At 61.6% G+C, this 13926-nt stretch carries 14 protein-coding genes; 1 reads left to right on the forward strand and 13 read right to left on the reverse strand.

What is annotated here, in order from left to right; genetic code table 11:
• Window positions 1-244: 244 nt before the first annotated feature.
• From AB5405_RS08380 to AB5405_RS08420, 9 genes are all read right to left on the reverse strand, one after another.
• Complete coding sequence (locus tag AB5405_RS08380) at window positions 245-634, reverse strand: metal-dependent transcriptional regulator (RefSeq protein ID WP_368138167.1); 390 nt, start codon at window positions 632-634, stop codon at window positions 245-247.
• A 207-nt stretch (window positions 635-841) separates the two neighbouring features.
• On the reverse strand, window positions 842-1612 hold the full coding sequence (locus tag AB5405_RS08385; RefSeq protein ID WP_368138168.1) for a Cof-type HAD-IIB family hydrolase: 771 nt from the start codon (window positions 1610-1612) through the stop codon (window positions 842-844).
• 6 nt (window positions 1613-1618) lie between these two features.
• Window positions 1619-3478 carry an ABC-F family ATP-binding cassette domain-containing protein gene (locus tag AB5405_RS08390; protein ID WP_368138169.1) on the reverse strand — a complete coding sequence of 620 codons (1860 nt, stop codon included), beginning with the start codon at window positions 3476-3478 and terminating at the stop codon, window positions 1619-1621.
• A 163-nt stretch (window positions 3479-3641) separates the two neighbouring features.
• A complete protein-coding gene (gene pstB / locus AB5405_RS08395; protein WP_368138170.1) occupies window positions 3642-4514 on the reverse strand; it encodes a phosphate ABC transporter ATP-binding protein PstB in 873 nt (290 codons plus the stop codon).
• Entirely contained in the window at window positions 4511-5437 is a 927-nt protein-coding gene (gene pstA, locus AB5405_RS08400; RefSeq protein ID WP_368138171.1) for a phosphate ABC transporter permease PstA, read from the reverse strand. The genes pstB and pstA overlap by 4 nt, the downstream gene beginning before the upstream one ends.
• Window positions 5430-6338, reverse strand: coding sequence for a phosphate ABC transporter permease subunit PstC (gene pstC / locus AB5405_RS08405; protein ID WP_117759691.1), 909 nt, complete (start codon window positions 6336-6338; stop codon window positions 5430-5432). The genes pstA and pstC overlap by 8 nt, the downstream gene beginning before the upstream one ends.
• A gap of 25 nt (window positions 6339-6363) precedes the next feature.
• Window positions 6364-7302 carry a phosphate ABC transporter substrate-binding protein gene (locus AB5405_RS08410; protein ID WP_368138172.1) on the reverse strand — a complete coding sequence of 313 codons (939 nt, stop codon included), beginning with the start codon at window positions 7300-7302 and terminating at the stop codon, window positions 6364-6366.
• Window positions 7303-7595: 293 nt separating this feature from the next.
• On the reverse strand, window positions 7596-9032 hold the full coding sequence (locus AB5405_RS08415; protein ID WP_368138173.1) for a M20 family metallopeptidase: 1437 nt from the start codon (window positions 9030-9032) through the stop codon (window positions 7596-7598).
• 55 nt (window positions 9033-9087) lie between these two features.
• Window positions 9088-9783 (reverse strand): HAD hydrolase-like protein, encoded by a 696-nt coding sequence (locus AB5405_RS08420; protein ID WP_271740385.1) that lies wholly within the window; start codon window positions 9781-9783, stop codon window positions 9088-9090.
• A gap of 123 nt (window positions 9784-9906) precedes the next feature.
• On the opposite strand from AB5405_RS08420, the gene AB5405_RS08425 reads away from it, so the two are divergent.
• Window positions 9907-10767 (forward strand): DegV family protein, encoded by an 861-nt coding sequence (locus AB5405_RS08425; protein ID WP_195502727.1) that lies wholly within the window; start codon window positions 9907-9909, stop codon window positions 10765-10767.
• Window positions 10768-10860: 93 nt separating this feature from the next.
• On the opposite strand, the gene AB5405_RS08430 is transcribed toward AB5405_RS08425, so the two are convergent.
• From AB5405_RS08430 to tgt, 4 genes are all read right to left on the reverse strand, one after another.
• Window positions 10861-11169, reverse strand: coding sequence for a type II toxin-antitoxin system RelE/ParE family toxin (locus AB5405_RS08430; RefSeq protein ID WP_035137310.1), 309 nt, complete (start codon window positions 11167-11169; stop codon window positions 10861-10863).
• A gap of 2 nt (window positions 11170-11171) precedes the next feature.
• Complete coding sequence (locus tag AB5405_RS08435; RefSeq protein ID WP_368138174.1) at window positions 11172-11471, reverse strand: type II toxin-antitoxin system RelB/DinJ family antitoxin; 300 nt, start codon at window positions 11469-11471, stop codon at window positions 11172-11174.
• 114 nt (window positions 11472-11585) lie between these two features.
• Entirely contained in the window at window positions 11586-12344 is a 759-nt protein-coding gene (locus AB5405_RS08440) for a TIGR00730 family Rossman fold protein (protein ID WP_368138175.1), read from the reverse strand.
• 210 nt (window positions 12345-12554) lie between these two features.
• Window positions 12555-13694, reverse strand: a complete 1140-nt coding sequence (tgt, locus tag AB5405_RS08445; RefSeq protein WP_055285790.1) for a tRNA guanosine(34) transglycosylase Tgt — start codon at window positions 13692-13694, stop codon at window positions 12555-12557.
• Between the last annotated feature and the right edge of the window lie 232 nt (window positions 13695-13926).

Genomic DNA, 13926 nt, shown 5'->3' on the forward strand with positions numbered 1-13926 from the left:
TCCGCATCTGATGGTGTCGACGTCAATGGTATACGGGTGCATCATCGACGTCTTCAATACAGAAGATATCAGTGCGGAGTGTTTTCAAAACCAAGCCCGGTCCCGGCCTGCAGTAACGTTGCTGGCGGTTCTTAGGCATCGCTTGCTAGCGGGGTTCCTTTGCTGAAATGGACTTGGCCGAAAGGGCCGCTGGTCCCAGTCGCTGGTTCGCGCTTTGCGTGAACTCTGCGCTACCGTGGGACAGTTAGGCTTCTGTTGTTGGACCCGCTACATCTTCCCGGCCCAACATCGCCCGTAGCTTCTCGAAGCTTGCCTCGCTCAGGCAGTGCTCCATGTGGCAGCCCTCTTGCGACGCGACCTCAGCCGAAACACCCGCATCCTCCAGCAGCCCCACGAAAAAGCAGTGACGCTTCCACATTTGGCGAGCGACCTCCAGACCACGCTCCGTCAGATGAACGTCGCGCTTGCCCATTTCGACATAGCCGCTGTTCTCCAGCGTCGCCATGGCTTTAGAGACGCTCGCCTTGGTTACGCCGAGGTACTCCGCAACGTCGATCGAGCGCACGATGCCCTGACGTTCCGACAGAACGTAGATCGATTCGAGATAGTCTTCTCCGGATTCACGCAGGGCCATGGGCCGCCTTTCGCGATGATTGCTAGTTAGCCTTTGGATACTTTCCACGGCTAACTTTACCGCAAAAGTTGCCCATGTCTTACTACTTTGTCTAAAAGTTAGCCGTGTTTCACAAAACGTGCGGGACGAAAACAAAATGGGGACGCCCCGCAAGGAGTGTCCCCAGCTGCCGGCAGATAAGGAACGTCCCTAAGTGCCGGGTCGCAGCTACACGAGTCCAAAGTGCTTCGCGGCGTTGTAGATGCCGTCGTCGTCCACGGCGGTCGTTACGTAGGTCGCCGCGGCCTTCACGGTATCCTGCGCATTGCCCATGGCCACGCTCGTGCCCACGGCGGAAAACATCGACAGGTCGTTCTCGCCATCGCCAAAGGCAATCGCCTCGCTCGCGTCGATGCCTAGGCGCTCCAGCGTCGCCGCAACACCCAGGTCCTTACCGCCGTTAGCGGGGATAATGTCGCAGAACAGATCGCACCAGCGCGTAGTGAGCGAATGCGACACCGCGTCGGTCACGATATGCTCGTCGGCAGGGTCCACAAAGGCGCAAAACTGGTAGACCGGCGCGTCAAAGGCGTGCTCAAACGGCTCCTCGTGGTAAACGATTCCCGCGTTGCTGCCGGCCGTCACCACGCGCTCGGACAGGCGGTTCACAAACGAGTTCTCGCCCTGCATACACAGCGAGTCATAGCACCCCTGCGCCACCTGGTCCACAATCACCGCAACGTCGTCCGGATCAATCGGGCAGCTGCGGTAGACGCCCTTGGCATCAAAACAGTGCTGGCCCGAAAGCGTAATGTACGCATCCCAACCAAGATCGAGCAGCCAATCCGGCATCTGGTAGGTCGGACGGCCCGTGGCGATCACGCACGCAATCCCCTGCTCGCGAAAGCTGTCGAGCACCTGCTGCGCCGACGCCGGAATCCGGTGGGTCTTAAAGCTCAGCAGCGTACCGTCGATATCGAAAAACGCGGCTTTGATCATTCTCGCCTACTCCTCGCCCTCGAGCTTTTCGCTTGCCTCGAGCCACGCCATCTCCAGCTCGTCCATGGCAGCGTGAGCCTCGTCGATCTTTGCCTGCTGCTCGCCGAGCGCCGTGTAGTTGGTGGGATCGACTTGGGCCATCGCGGCCTCGGCCTCCTCCACGCGGGCGCGCTGCGTTTCCATCTTGCGCTCGAGCGAGCTCACCTCGCGGCGGAGCTTCTGGCGCTCGGCGTTGGACAGGCCGTTGGGCTGACCGCTCGACTTGGGCTTTTCGGCCGCAGCTACCGCGGCACCGGTGTCGAACGTGCCGGTCTTGGCGCTCGGCGCACCCACGGGCTCGCCCTCGGCGGTGGCGTTGCACAGGCGCAGGTACTGGTCCACGCCGCCGGGCATATGCGTCAGGTGGCCGTCGAGCAGCGCCCACTGCTGGTCGGTCACGCGCTCCATCAAGAAGCGGTCGTGCGTCACCAGGATCAGCGTGCCGGGCCAACCGTCCAGCAGATCCTCGACAATCGCGAGCATGTCGGTATCCAGGTCGTTGCCGGGCTCGTCCAGGATGAGCACATTGGGCTCGTCCAGGATTGTCAGTAGCAGCGACAGGCGACGGCGCTGGCCGCCCGAAAGATCGCCGATGCGACTCCAGAGCTGCTGCGTCGTAAAGCCCAGACGCTCGCAGAGCTTCTCGGGCGAAGTCTCCTTGCCGTCGATGACGTAGTACTTCTTATAGTTGCTGAGCACCTCGCGGATCGTGTCGCCCATGTAGGGCTCGAGCTCCTCGAGCTGCTGCGACAGCACGCCAAAGCGTACCGTCTGGCCAATCTTCACGCGGCCGCGCGTGGGCGCAATTTTACCCTGGATCACGTCAAGCAGTGTGGACTTGCCGGCGCCGTTCTCGCCCAGCAGGCCATAGCGGTCGCCCGCACCAATGAGCCAGGTCACGTCAGAGAGCACCTGCTTGGGCGCGCCATCGGTATCCGCATAGCCAGCGTCCACGTCGACCACATCGATAACCTGCTTGCCCAGGCGGCTCACGGCTAGGCGCTTGAGCTCCAGCTCGTCACGCACGGGAGGCACGTCGGCGATGAGCTCGCGGGCGGCATCCACGCGAAACTTGGGCTTGGTGGAGCGCGCCTGGGCACCGCGGCTCAGCCACGCGAGTTCCTTGCGTGCCATGTTGCGACGACGCTCCTCGGTGACGGCGGCCATGCGGTCGCGCTCCACGCGCTGCAGGATATATGCGGAGTAACCGCCCTCGAAGGGATCGACCTGGCCGTCGTGGACCTCCCACATACTGGTGCAGACCTCGTCCAAGAACCAGCGGTCGTGCGTGACCACGAGCATGGCGCCCTGGCCGCGCTGCCAGCGGGCCTTTAAGTGACGCGCGAGCCAGTTGATGGTGCGCATGTCCAGGTGGTTGGTGGGCTCGTCGAGCATGAGCACGTCATAGTCGCCGATCAGCAGACGCGCGAGGTCCACGCGACGGCGCTGGCCGCCCGAAAGCTCGCCCACCGTGCCCTCCCAGGGCACATCGCTAATAAGGCCGGCCAGAATCTGGCGCGTACGCGGGCTCGAGGCCCACTCGTATTCGGGCGTGTCACCGACGACGGCATGATGCACGGTGTCGGTATCGACCAGGTTATCCTTTTGGCCGAGCAATCCAATCGTCGTGTCGCGGCGGTGCGTCACGCGCCCGTCATCGGGCTCCAGCGTGCCGGCGAGCACGCTCAGCAGCGTCGACTTGCCGTCGCCGTTTTTACCGACAATACCAATGCGGTCACCCTCGCCCACGCCGAGCGTCACGCTATCGAAAATATGCTTGGTGGGAAACTCTAGGCTGACGGAATCGCATCCCAAAAGAATCGCCATGTGCCCTGCTCCTTCGTAGAAATTCAACGTTGTCCATGATAGCAGCGAAAAGGCGGGCCGCACGCGACACAAAAAGGCAGGCCATCTCGCAAAAGAGATGACCCGCCTCTCCAATCAGTCCCGTGGCAACCGTGGCCGCCGCGGGCCTCAAGCATGTCCCGGACTAGGAGAACATGCCGGTGAGGTAATCATTCAGCCGCTTATCCTTGGGCCGTTGGAAAATCTCGTCAGTCTCGTCGTACTCGACCATATCGCCCATGTAGAAGAACGCCGTGCGGTTGGACACACGCGACGCCTGCTCCATGTTGTGCGTCACGATGACGATGGCGCGGTCGGCAACGATCGACGACATGAGGTCCTCGATCGCCAGCGTCGAGATGGGGTCGAGCGCCGAGCAGGGCTCGTCGAACAAGATCACGTCGGGGTTGAGCGCCAGCGTGCGCGCGATGCACAGGCGCTGCTGTTGACCACCCGAAAGCGCATAGGCGCTCTTGTCGAGCTTGTCCTTGACCTCGTCCCACAGCGCCGCGCCGCGCAGACTCTCCTCGACCATGCGGTCGAGCTCGTCACGGTCGGTGATGCCGTGGCGCCTAGGCGCAAACGTGATGTTGTCGCGAATGGACTTGCGGAACGGGTTGGGCTGCTGGAACACCATGCCAATGGAACGGCGCAACTCGTACGTATTCTCGGTCCTGGTGTTCACGTTGCGCCCGCGGTAGTTGATCTCGCCCTCCACGCGGCAGCCGCGAATCTCGCGATTCATCAGGTTGAGGCTACGCAAGAAGGTCGACTTACCGCAGCCCGAAGGCCCGATGAGCGCCGTGATCTCGCCCTTATGAAAGTCGAGCGACGTATCGTGCAGCGCATGGTGGTCGCTATAGTACACGTTGACGTCCTTGGTGGAGAGCACGACCTCGTCGCTCACGGCCTTGCCGCTCACGCGCACGCGCTTCTCGCTCTCCCCCACACTCGACAGGAAGTCCTGGGTCTCGGACGATGCCGCTTCGGTTGCGGGCGTTACATTCATCTCGCTCATTCAGCCGTCATCTTCCTTGCCAGTTGCTTGCCCACGATACGGGCGATTACGTTAAACAGCAGCACGCAAATCATCAGCAGTGCAGCGGTGCCCCAGACGATCTGCTGGGCCTCGGGGCTGCCCTCGCCATAGATCTTGTAGATATGCACGGCGAGCGACTCGCCGGGGCGGAACACGTTCCAGGCGCAGGTAGGGCTCGACAGGTTAAAGCTCAAGAAGTTCAGGCGAACCGGCGAGCTCATGCCCGAGGTAAAGAGCAGCGCCGCGGCCTCGCCAAACACGCGGCCAGCCGAAAGCACGATGCCGGTCACGATAGCGGGCATGGCCTCGGGGATCAGGATGTGCAGCGTGGCCTCCCAGCGGGTGAGGCCCATAGCCAGGCACGCATCGCGCTGGGCCTGCGGCACGTCCTCGAGCGCCTGTTGGATCACGCGCACCAGGATGGGGATGTTGAACATGGTGAGCGCGACAGCGCCGGAGATGATGGAGTACTTCCAGCCCAGCTGCACCGAGAACACCAGAAATCCGAACATGCCGACGACGATGGAAGGCAGCGAGGACAGCGTCTCGATGGCGGTGGAGGCGATGTCGCGGATAGGGCCGTTCGGCGCGTACTCAGCCAGGAAGACCGCTCCGCCCAGGCTGATGGGCACCGAGATGACTAGAGTGATCAGCAGCAGGTAGAACGAGTCGAACAGCTGGTAGAGCACGCCGCCCTGCGTTCCGTTGGCGCGCGACGGCTCCGTGAGAAAGCCCGGCTGGAACAGCGTCGAGATGCCCTCGAACAGGATATAGGCCACCATGGAGACGACGATGAGCATGACGATGGCGACGATCGCCGTCAACACGCCCGTGGCGAAGCGGTCCTGCTTTTGGACACGCCCGAGCCTCGCCTCGTCGATGTGGATACGCGTGCTAGCCACGAGCCTTCGCCCCCTTGCGGCCGATAAGGTGGATGATCAGGATGAAGATGAGGCTCATGCCCATCAGCAGCAGGCCGAGTGCCCACAGAACATCGTCCTGGGCCGAGCCCTCGGCATAGACCGCCATGGACGTGGTGAGCGTGGTGGTGATGGTGGACGCCGGCGACAGCAGCGACGTCGGCATGGCCTCGATGCCGCCGATAACCATGCGCACGGCGAGCGTCTCGCCAAAGGCACGCGTCATGCCAAGGATGACCGCAGTCATGAGCGACGGCATGGCGGACTTGAGCACCACGTGCCAGATGGTCTGCCAGCGGGTGTAGCCCAGCGCGAGCGAGCCCTGACGGTAACTATCGGGCACGGCGCGCAGTCCATCGACCGAAAGCGTGGTCATCGTCGGCAGGATCATGACGGCCAGCACGATGGCGCCGGGCAAGATGCCCAAGCCCGTGCTTACGTGGAAAACGCTCTTCATAAGGCCGACGACCACGTGAAAACCGATCAGACCAAAGACGACCGAAGGAATACCAGTCAAAAGCTCAATAAGCGGCTGAAAGACCTTGGAACCAAACTTAGGCTGGATCTCAACCGCAAAGATGGCAGAGCCGATGGCGATGGGCAGCGCGATGAGCGTGGAGAGCACCATGACCGCAAACGAGGTGACGATCAGGGGCAGGGCGCCGGTGTAGGGCAGGCCGTTTTCGGCTGTGTTGGCCAGGTCCCACTTGGTGCCGGTGAAGAACTCGACGATCGAGACGCCGTCCTTAACGAAAGCCGAGAGGCCCTTTTGGGCGACCATAAAGATGAGCGCGGCAACGACAAGCGTCACGAGCGCTACGCACGCGCCCGTGACGCCCAGGCCCACGTTCTCAAGGTCGCGCTTTGGCAGCTGTTTTGCCATTGCAAACCTTTCCGGGGGCGATTACTTATTTAGCAGAGACCTTGCCGCTGGCGTCCTTGACGACCTTCATGGCAGAGACGGGGATAAAGCCCTGCTCCTCGACGAGCTTGCCCTGGACGTCGTCGGAGAGCATGAACTCCAGGAAGGCCTTGGTAGCCTCGTCTGCGTCCTTTGCGCAGTACATGTGCTCGGTCGCCCAGATCTTGAAGGAGTCGTCGGTGACGTTCTTGCTCTTGGGCTCGACGCCCTCGACCTTGACGGCGTTGAACTTGGAGTCGTCGAAGTGCGAGAAGTCGAGGTAGGAGATGGCGTTGTCGGTGCTGGCTATCTGGGTCTGGACATCGCCGGACTTGTCGAGCTCGGCGTCGCCCTTAAAGTCGACGGTCTCGTCGCCAAAGACAGCAGCCTCGAAGGTGGCGCGGGTACCGGAGCCGGCCTTGCGGTTGAGGACGACGATGGTGGCGTCGTCGCCGCCGACCTCCTTCCAGTTGGTGATCTGGCCGGAGAAGATGCCCTTGAGCTGCTCGAGGGACAGGTCGTCGACCGTCACGTTCTTGGAGACGACGGGACCCATGCCCACGACGGCAACCTCGTGGTCGACGAGGTTCTTGACCTGGTCGGCCTCGAGCTTGGTCTCGGCGAAGACGTCGGAGTTACCGATGGTGACGGTGCCAGCGGCGACGGCGGTCAGACCCTTGCCCGAACCGTTACCCGAACCGGAAATGGAGACGTCGGGGTTGGCGTCCATGAACTTCTCGGCAGCAGCCTCGACGAGAGCTTGGAACGAGGAGGCACCGTCGTAGGTCACCTCGCCGGAGACGGACTCGGCAGCGGCGGCGCTGCCCTTGTCGGCGGCGTTGGAAGCGCCTGCGCCGCCGCAACCAACGAGACCGAGACCGACGATGCTGGCAAGACCACCAGCGAGGCCGAGGAACTGACGACGAGAATAAGCCTGATCGAGCATGATCTTCCTTTCATACATGCGACTCGCGGGCACCCTGCCCGCTTTGCTGTTTGGAAAGATACGGCCTCGATCGGGCGACGACCGCCTTATCTGCGGTTTCTTACGGGCTATTGATAGACCTTTACCGCAAGCTCTGCCCAGCCTTTACAAACGGATAACAATCCAGCGCCGAACATGGCGCACCTTTTACACCAATAAAAACAAAGTTGCGGTGAAATAGTTCCTGCTTGGCCATCAAATGGCCCATTCTAGGAACTATTCCACCGCAACTTAGATTGGGAAACCGCGAGACCTTAAAGCTCTAATTCATTCAAACGGAGGATCGCAACAATATAGATCTTGAGCGCCTGCTTGAGCTGTTCCTCGTTGGCGCACTCGTTGGGGCCGTGCATCTGGCCGCCCCACGAGGGCAGCTCCAGGCCGGTCTCCTCGGGGCCAAACGAGACGGCGCGGGCAAAGTTGCGCGCGTACGTGCCGCCGCCCATGGCAAAGGGTTCAGCATACTTGCCGGTGAACTCGTTATAGGTATCGATAAGCGCCTTCACGGCCGGATCATCGGCAGAGACCGAGAACGGCACCTTCGCGCGACCCAGCTGGCACGTCACGCCGAAACGGCCCACGAGCGGATCGAGCTGCTCGCGGATGGTATCGGCACTCGTGCTGTCGGGGAAGCGCACGTCGATGACCTGCTCGATATGGCCATCCGCCACGCGGATGACGCCAGCGTTGCAGGTAAGCGGGCCAAACGCCGGACTCGTCGCATCGATACCCAGGCCGCGGCCATAGGCGTCCGCATGCACAAAGGCCAAAAACTTGACAAACTCGTGCTCGGCGGGCGTCAACAGGCGCTTGTCACGGGCGCCAAACGCGTCCTCGGCCTCGCGCAGATACGCCACGATCAGGCCGACAGCGTTGATAGTGCCCTCAGGCATCGAGGCATGACCGCCAATGCCGTGGGCAAAAATCTGCGCATGCCCGTTATCGAGTGTCGTGATCTCAAGGCGATCGGCGTTCTCGACCGGCGCCGGCAGCTCATCGGCGGCAATCGCGAGCTCGCAGATGGACTGCGACGGAATGGCATTGCTCGCCTCGGCGCCGCTCCACGACACGATGCGCCCGCCGTCGATCTTGGAGCTCACGAACGTCGCCCCAAACTGGCCCTTCTCGGCATTGCAGACCGGGAACTCGGCATCGGGCGTAAACAAAAAGTCGGGGTCTGCGTGGTTCTCCAGATAATGGTGAACGTCGGACATGCCCACTTCCTCATCGCAGCCCAGCAGCGCGCGGAAAGCATAGCGCGGGGTAATGCCGTGCTTGAGCAGATAAGCGCCGGCGTAGAGCGACAGCACCGCCGGACCCTTGTCGTCAATCACGCCGCGACCGAGCAGCCAGCCCTCGCGGCGCTCCATCGCAAACGGGTCGGTGTTCCAACCGGGGCCAGCGGGAACCACGTCCACGTGGCAGATAGTCGCGAGCTGCTTGTCGCCGCGACCCGGGATATCGGCGATTCCCACATAGCCCCCGTCGTCGCTCGTCTGATAGCCGAGCTTTTGCGCAATGCCGAGCGCGCAATCGAGCGCGTCACGGACCGGGCGGCCAAACGGCGCACCGGGCTCCGCATCGGCAGCAACGGCCACGGACGGATAGCTCACCAGTTGTTCGATATCGGCAACGACATCCTCCCAGACCTCGTCGACATACTCGGCAACGCTCTGCTCCACCTGATTCATGAACGACCTCCTTACCAATGAGCGACGGGTACGCCCGCCCCTCACATTATGTCTATTAGATAGCGAAAAGTTTAGCAAGCTCGGCCACCGAGTGCACCACCGCATCGGCGCCCGCGGCCTCGTGCTCCCCCGGCGCTGCCGCGCCCGAATAGATGCCGATGCACGGCACGCCCATCGCGTGCGCGCCCTCCACATCGTTAAAGCGATCGCCGATCATCACGGCATCGTCGGCCGTCGCGCCGAGCGCCGCCAGGGCATCGCGAACCGAATCGGCCTTGGTCTCGCGTCCCTGCGGCGGATTCATGCCAACCACAGCTTCGAACTGGCAAAGCCCCAGCTCATGAACCATATCGATGCACTTCGCCTCCATGCGAGACGTCGCCACGGCCATACGCTTGCCCTGGGCGGCCAACCCATCCAGCAGCTCGGGGACCCCATCGAACACGGGGTACTCCTCCGGCCCCAGCTCATCAAAAAAGGCGCGGTACTCGTCGGCCACCACAAGCGACTCCTCGCGGGAAAAGCCGTAAAAGTCGTGAAAGCTCTTCCACAGGGGCGGCCCGATCATACGGCGCAGATCACCCATCTGCGCCTCCGAAAACCCGCGCGCAGCCAGCGTCTTGCGCGTCGAGGTCATCACTGCCCGGCCCGTATCTGCCACCGTGCCGTCAAAATCGAACAACACGACCGGCCGTTTGCCTATCTCCAACGCCTCCATCGGCATTCCTCTTCCCCAGTTGACGATTTCCACACCGACACTTCAAACTGTTGACTATTCAACAATTGAACCTAGTAATGTGGAACGACTCTACTATACTTGTCGCACTCTGCTCTCAGAAGGCGGCGCGCAAGCGCCCCAACGAAAGGTGCAATTATGTCTTTTGCCATCATAACCGACTCCACGTCGGACATCTCCCCCGCCCACGCTCAAGAGCTCGGCATTTACGTGATTCCGCTGCATGTGATTATCGAGGGCGAGGACCTGCTCGACCAGGTGCAGATTACCGCCGAGGAATACGTCGCGCGCATGGCCGGCTCCGAGCAACTGCCGCACACCTCGCAGCCGAGCGCCGGCGAGTTCAAGGCACTCTTTGACCGCGTGCTCGCCGACGGCCATGATAGTGCCATCTTTATCTCACTGTGCAGCGAGTGGTCCGCCTGCTATGCCAACGCCAGCCTGACGGCCGAAACGCACGAACTCGACGTGCGCTGCATCGACTCGCGCACCGGCTCGGGTGCCGAGGGCCTGCTGGTGGAGTACGCGCTGGCCATGCGCGAGGACGGCCGCAGCCTGGACGAGACCGAGGCGCAGATCCGCGCGACGCTGCCCGACGCCCACCTGCTGCTGATTCCCCGCACGCTCGAGAACCTCGTTAAGAACGGCCGCGCGCCCAAGCTCGCCGGCCAGCTCACGCAGATGCTCAACATTCGCCTGGCCGTTTCGCCGGAGTGGAAATCGGGCGAGATCAAGGCCATCAAGAAGGGCCGCGGCGCCAAGCGCATCGTCGTCAACACCATGGCCGACTGCCTCGCGTTTTTGGCTGAGCATCCGGGTTCAAGCGTGCGCGTGCTCACGACCGGCGCCGCCGAGGAGCAAGAGCTCGTCAGCCAAGCGCTCGCAGGCCAAGACTATGTAGACGCCGGCACCGGCCCCATCGGCTGCACCATCGCCACCCATGTAGGCATCGACGCCATCGCCATCAGCTACTGCCCCCGCTACCAGCCAACTCACTAGGGACGCCCACATCAGTTGCGGTGGAATAGGGACTGTTTTTGGCTTATTAGCCGCCAATCAATCCCTATTCCACCACAACTTGGAAATCGGCGATCAGCCCAGCGGACCCTGAAACAGCTCCTGATGAGTGCCCATTCTCACCAGCCTAATCATTGGGTTAGTCTTATGGGGAAGATAAAGAACGACCACATCGACCAAGCCATCGGATAGGTGGAAATCGATGTGGCCGTTGTAGTTTCCGCCCGGGTTTGAGAGCTCGTGGGCGCCATACTCCGCCGGAAGTGACCCATGAGCCACAAGCTCTGCAACCGCCGCTTTAAACTCACTTTTTAGCTGCGGATGCATGCGCATCGTTCGTTTGTAGTCCACCTTAAATTGAGCCTCGACTTTAATCTCGAACATCGCTATTCCTCATCGAGGAATGACATAAGCTCATCAGCGTTATTGAATGACGGGCTATCGTCCGGCAAAATCCCCAACTCATGAGCCTCGGCGATCACCATGGCACGCCTCGTCGCCTCGTTGGGCACCTCCGCCCTTCCTACAATCTCAAAAGGAATCTTTCGCTGATTTACAAGCTGCCGAATGGCAAGATTGAGATAGGAATTGAGGCTGAGGCCGACCGAATCCAAGAACTCAGTCGCCTGCTCCTTGAGCCCCTCTTCGATGCGAACCGTCGTAGGCTTAACCGTTGCAGTAGACATACGCGACCTCCTCGCCCTCGTCTTTTGCATCAGTATACCCAATTTAGATGGCAGTCTGATGTTAAATAGCATCAATATGCTCTTCTCATTACTACAACGACAGACACGCTCGCCCTACATCAGCCCACTCAGGGCAATGTCGACGGCTTCGTTGAGGTCGTCGGTGATGTGTACGAGCTCGGGATCGAGCGGGCTGATCATACCGGCATCCATCACCGGGCCGTTGAGCCAGTCGAATAGGCCCCGCCAGTACTCGCTACCTACCAGCACGAGCGGCATGCGCTTAACCTTGTGCGTCTGCACCAGCGTGAGCACCTCGAACATCTCGTCGAGCGTGCCAAAACCACCGGGAAACACGATGGCACCCGAGCTGTATTTGACGAACATGGTCTTGCGCACAAAGAAGTAACGGAAGTCCATGCCGAGGTTCACGTATTTGTTGAGCCCGTGCTCGTGCGGAAGCTCGATACCCAAGCCGACCGACTTGCCGTTGACACTCGCCGCTCCCCTGTTGGCCGCTTCCATGATGCCAGGGCCGCCGCCGGTGATAACCGCCACGCCGCGCTGGGCGATCTTGCGGCCGACCGTGCGCGCCGCCTTGTAGAGCGGATCGGTCTTAGGCGTGCGGGCACTACCGAAGATGGTCACCGCAGGACCAAGCTCAGCAAGCGCGCCAAAGCCATCGACGAACTCGGCCTGAATGCGCAGCACGCGCCAGGGGTCGGCGTGCAACCAGTCGGTCGAATCCTCGGGCGCCAGCAGGTTGGCGTAGGTGTTGTCCTTAGGAATCATGGGGCCGCGCATGACCACGGGGCCACGGCGGTACGTCTCGTCGTAGGCGGGCTCGCCCTCGACGTTCTCATTCTTAATCATGGGTACTCCTATCGAAAACAGAAACGGGCGGGGTCGACGCCATGCGCCAAACACCCGCCCGAACATCAACTATTCGGTATGGTACCCACGATGCGTTATGCGCTTGCAAGGCATCGGTCAGCGGTCGCGCAGACAGTGTTGGCGAACGCGACGACCGATCGCCGCTTGGCCTTTGCCGTTGCACGCGCTCTGCAAGCGCCCACGCCGCTCTTAGTAGTCCACCGCCGCAGGGCTGTTCATCCAGTCGCTCACAAACGCGCCGTAGCGGCCCTCGATAATGGCCTGGCGGGCACGCTGCATAAGGTTGAGCAGGTAGTAGATATTGTGCATCGACAGCAGAATACCGCCGAGCATCTCCTTCTGCGTGACCATGTGGCGGATGAGCGCGCGGCTGTAGCCGCCCGTGCACACCGGGCAGGTGCAGGTGGGGTCGATGGGGCCGTCGTCGTGCGCAAAGCGCGCGTTGCGGAAGTTAAGGCGACCCTCACTGGAAAACGCCGTACCCATGCGGCCGGTGCGCGTCGGCAGCACGCAGTCGAACATGTCGATGCCCACGCCAACGCCGCGCACGAGCGTGGTAGGGTTGCCGACGCCCATGAGGTAGCGCGGCTTGTGCTTAGGCATGTACTCGGAAACCAGCGGCGCCAGCGTCTCGAACATGGTCTCGTGGTCCTCGCCCACCGAGTAGCCGCCGATGCCATAGCCGGGGAAGTCGCCGCACTCCTCCAGGTGGCGCAGCGAGCGCAGGCGCAGGTCCAGATGCATGCCGCCCTGGACGATGCCAAAGAGTGCCTGGTCATCGCGGGTATGCGCCTTATAGCAGCGCTCGGCCCACATGCTCGACAGTTCCACCGCGCGCTCGACGTAGGCGCGTGTGGCAGGATAGCCGGGGCACTGGTCGAGCTGCATGCAGATGTCGGAGCCGAGCTTCATGGCGATTTCCATGTTGTCCTCGGGCGTCCAGAACACGTGGCGGCCGTCGTAGTCGTTGACGATAAAGCGCACGCCCTCGTCGGTGAGCTTGACGGCGTCGTTGTGGCTGAACACCTGGAAGCCGCCCGAATCGGTAAGAATGGGGCCGTGCCAGTTCATAAACTTGTGCAGGCCGCCCAGCTCGGCAATGGTGTCCTCGCCGGGACGCATGGACAGGTGATAGGTGTTGGCAAGCACGATCTGGGCGCCGAGCTGTTTGACGGTCTCGGTAGGAATACCCTTGACGTTTGCCTTGGTGCCCACGGGCATAAAGATTGGCGTCTCGATATCGCCGTGCGGGGTGTGCAGTACGCCGGCACGCGCGTGCGTCGTCGGGTCCTCGGCGATCAGGTCGAATTTAAAAAGGCTCTGGTCCATAAACTGGAACTCCTTGGTTGCGGTTCATACGCAAACCATTATACGGGCAACCCGCAAAGAGCACCGACTCGACAGAAACTAGTGCAAAGGGGTCATAGTCGTTTAAGAACGTCCCCAGCGACTACGTCTGGGATCATTTCCAACAGCCAAGGTAGCGCCGATGCTATGGCACCGACAGACACTATGACCCAATCCGAGGGCACTAAAAAGATAGGAGCCCCCGCTCGTGACC

The organism is Collinsella aerofaciens (assembly GCF_040920445.1).
Classification (GTDB): domain Bacteria; phylum Actinomycetota; class Coriobacteriia; order Coriobacteriales; family Coriobacteriaceae; genus Collinsella; species Collinsella aerofaciens_BH.

What these genes read in the sequence shown, in the direction of transcription:
- AB5405_RS08380 (WP_368138167.1), bottom strand. Translation starts at nt 634, where the DNA reads ATGGCCCTGCGTGAATCCGGAGAAGACTATCTCGAATCGATCTACGTT.
- AB5405_RS08385 (WP_368138168.1), bottom strand. Translation starts at nt 1,612, where the DNA reads ATGATCAAAGCCGCGTTTTTCGATATCGACGGTACGCTGCTGAGCTTT.
- AB5405_RS08390 (WP_368138169.1), bottom strand. Translation starts at nt 3,478, where the DNA reads ATGGCGATTCTTTTGGGATGCGATTCCGTCAGCCTAGAGTTTCCCACC.
- pstB (WP_368138170.1), bottom strand. Translation starts at nt 4,514, where the DNA reads ATGAGCGAGATGAATGTAACGCCCGCAACCGAAGCGGCATCGTCCGAG.
- pstC (WP_117759691.1), bottom strand. Translation starts at nt 6,338, where the DNA reads ATGGCAAAACAGCTGCCAAAGCGCGACCTTGAGAACGTGGGCCTGGGC.
- AB5405_RS08410 (WP_368138172.1), bottom strand. Translation starts at nt 7,302, where the DNA reads ATGCTCGATCAGGCTTATTCTCGTCGTCAGTTCCTCGGCCTCGCTGGT.
- AB5405_RS08415 (WP_368138173.1), bottom strand. Translation starts at nt 9,032, where the DNA reads ATGAATCAGGTGGAGCAGAGCGTTGCCGAGTATGTCGACGAGGTCTGG.
- AB5405_RS08425 (WP_195502727.1), top strand. Translation starts at nt 9,907, where the DNA reads ATGTCTTTTGCCATCATAACCGACTCCACGTCGGACATCTCCCCCGCC.
- AB5405_RS08430 (WP_035137310.1), bottom strand. Translation starts at nt 11,169, where the DNA reads ATGTTCGAGATTAAAGTCGAGGCTCAATTTAAGGTGGACTACAAACGA.
- AB5405_RS08435 (WP_368138174.1), bottom strand. Translation starts at nt 11,471, where the DNA reads ATGTCTACTGCAACGGTTAAGCCTACGACGGTTCGCATCGAAGAGGGG.
- AB5405_RS08440 (WP_368138175.1), bottom strand. Translation starts at nt 12,344, where the DNA reads ATGATTAAGAATGAGAACGTCGAGGGCGAGCCCGCCTACGACGAGACG.
- tgt (WP_055285790.1), bottom strand. Translation starts at nt 13,694, where the DNA reads ATGGACCAGAGCCTTTTTAAATTCGACCTGATCGCCGAGGACCCGACG.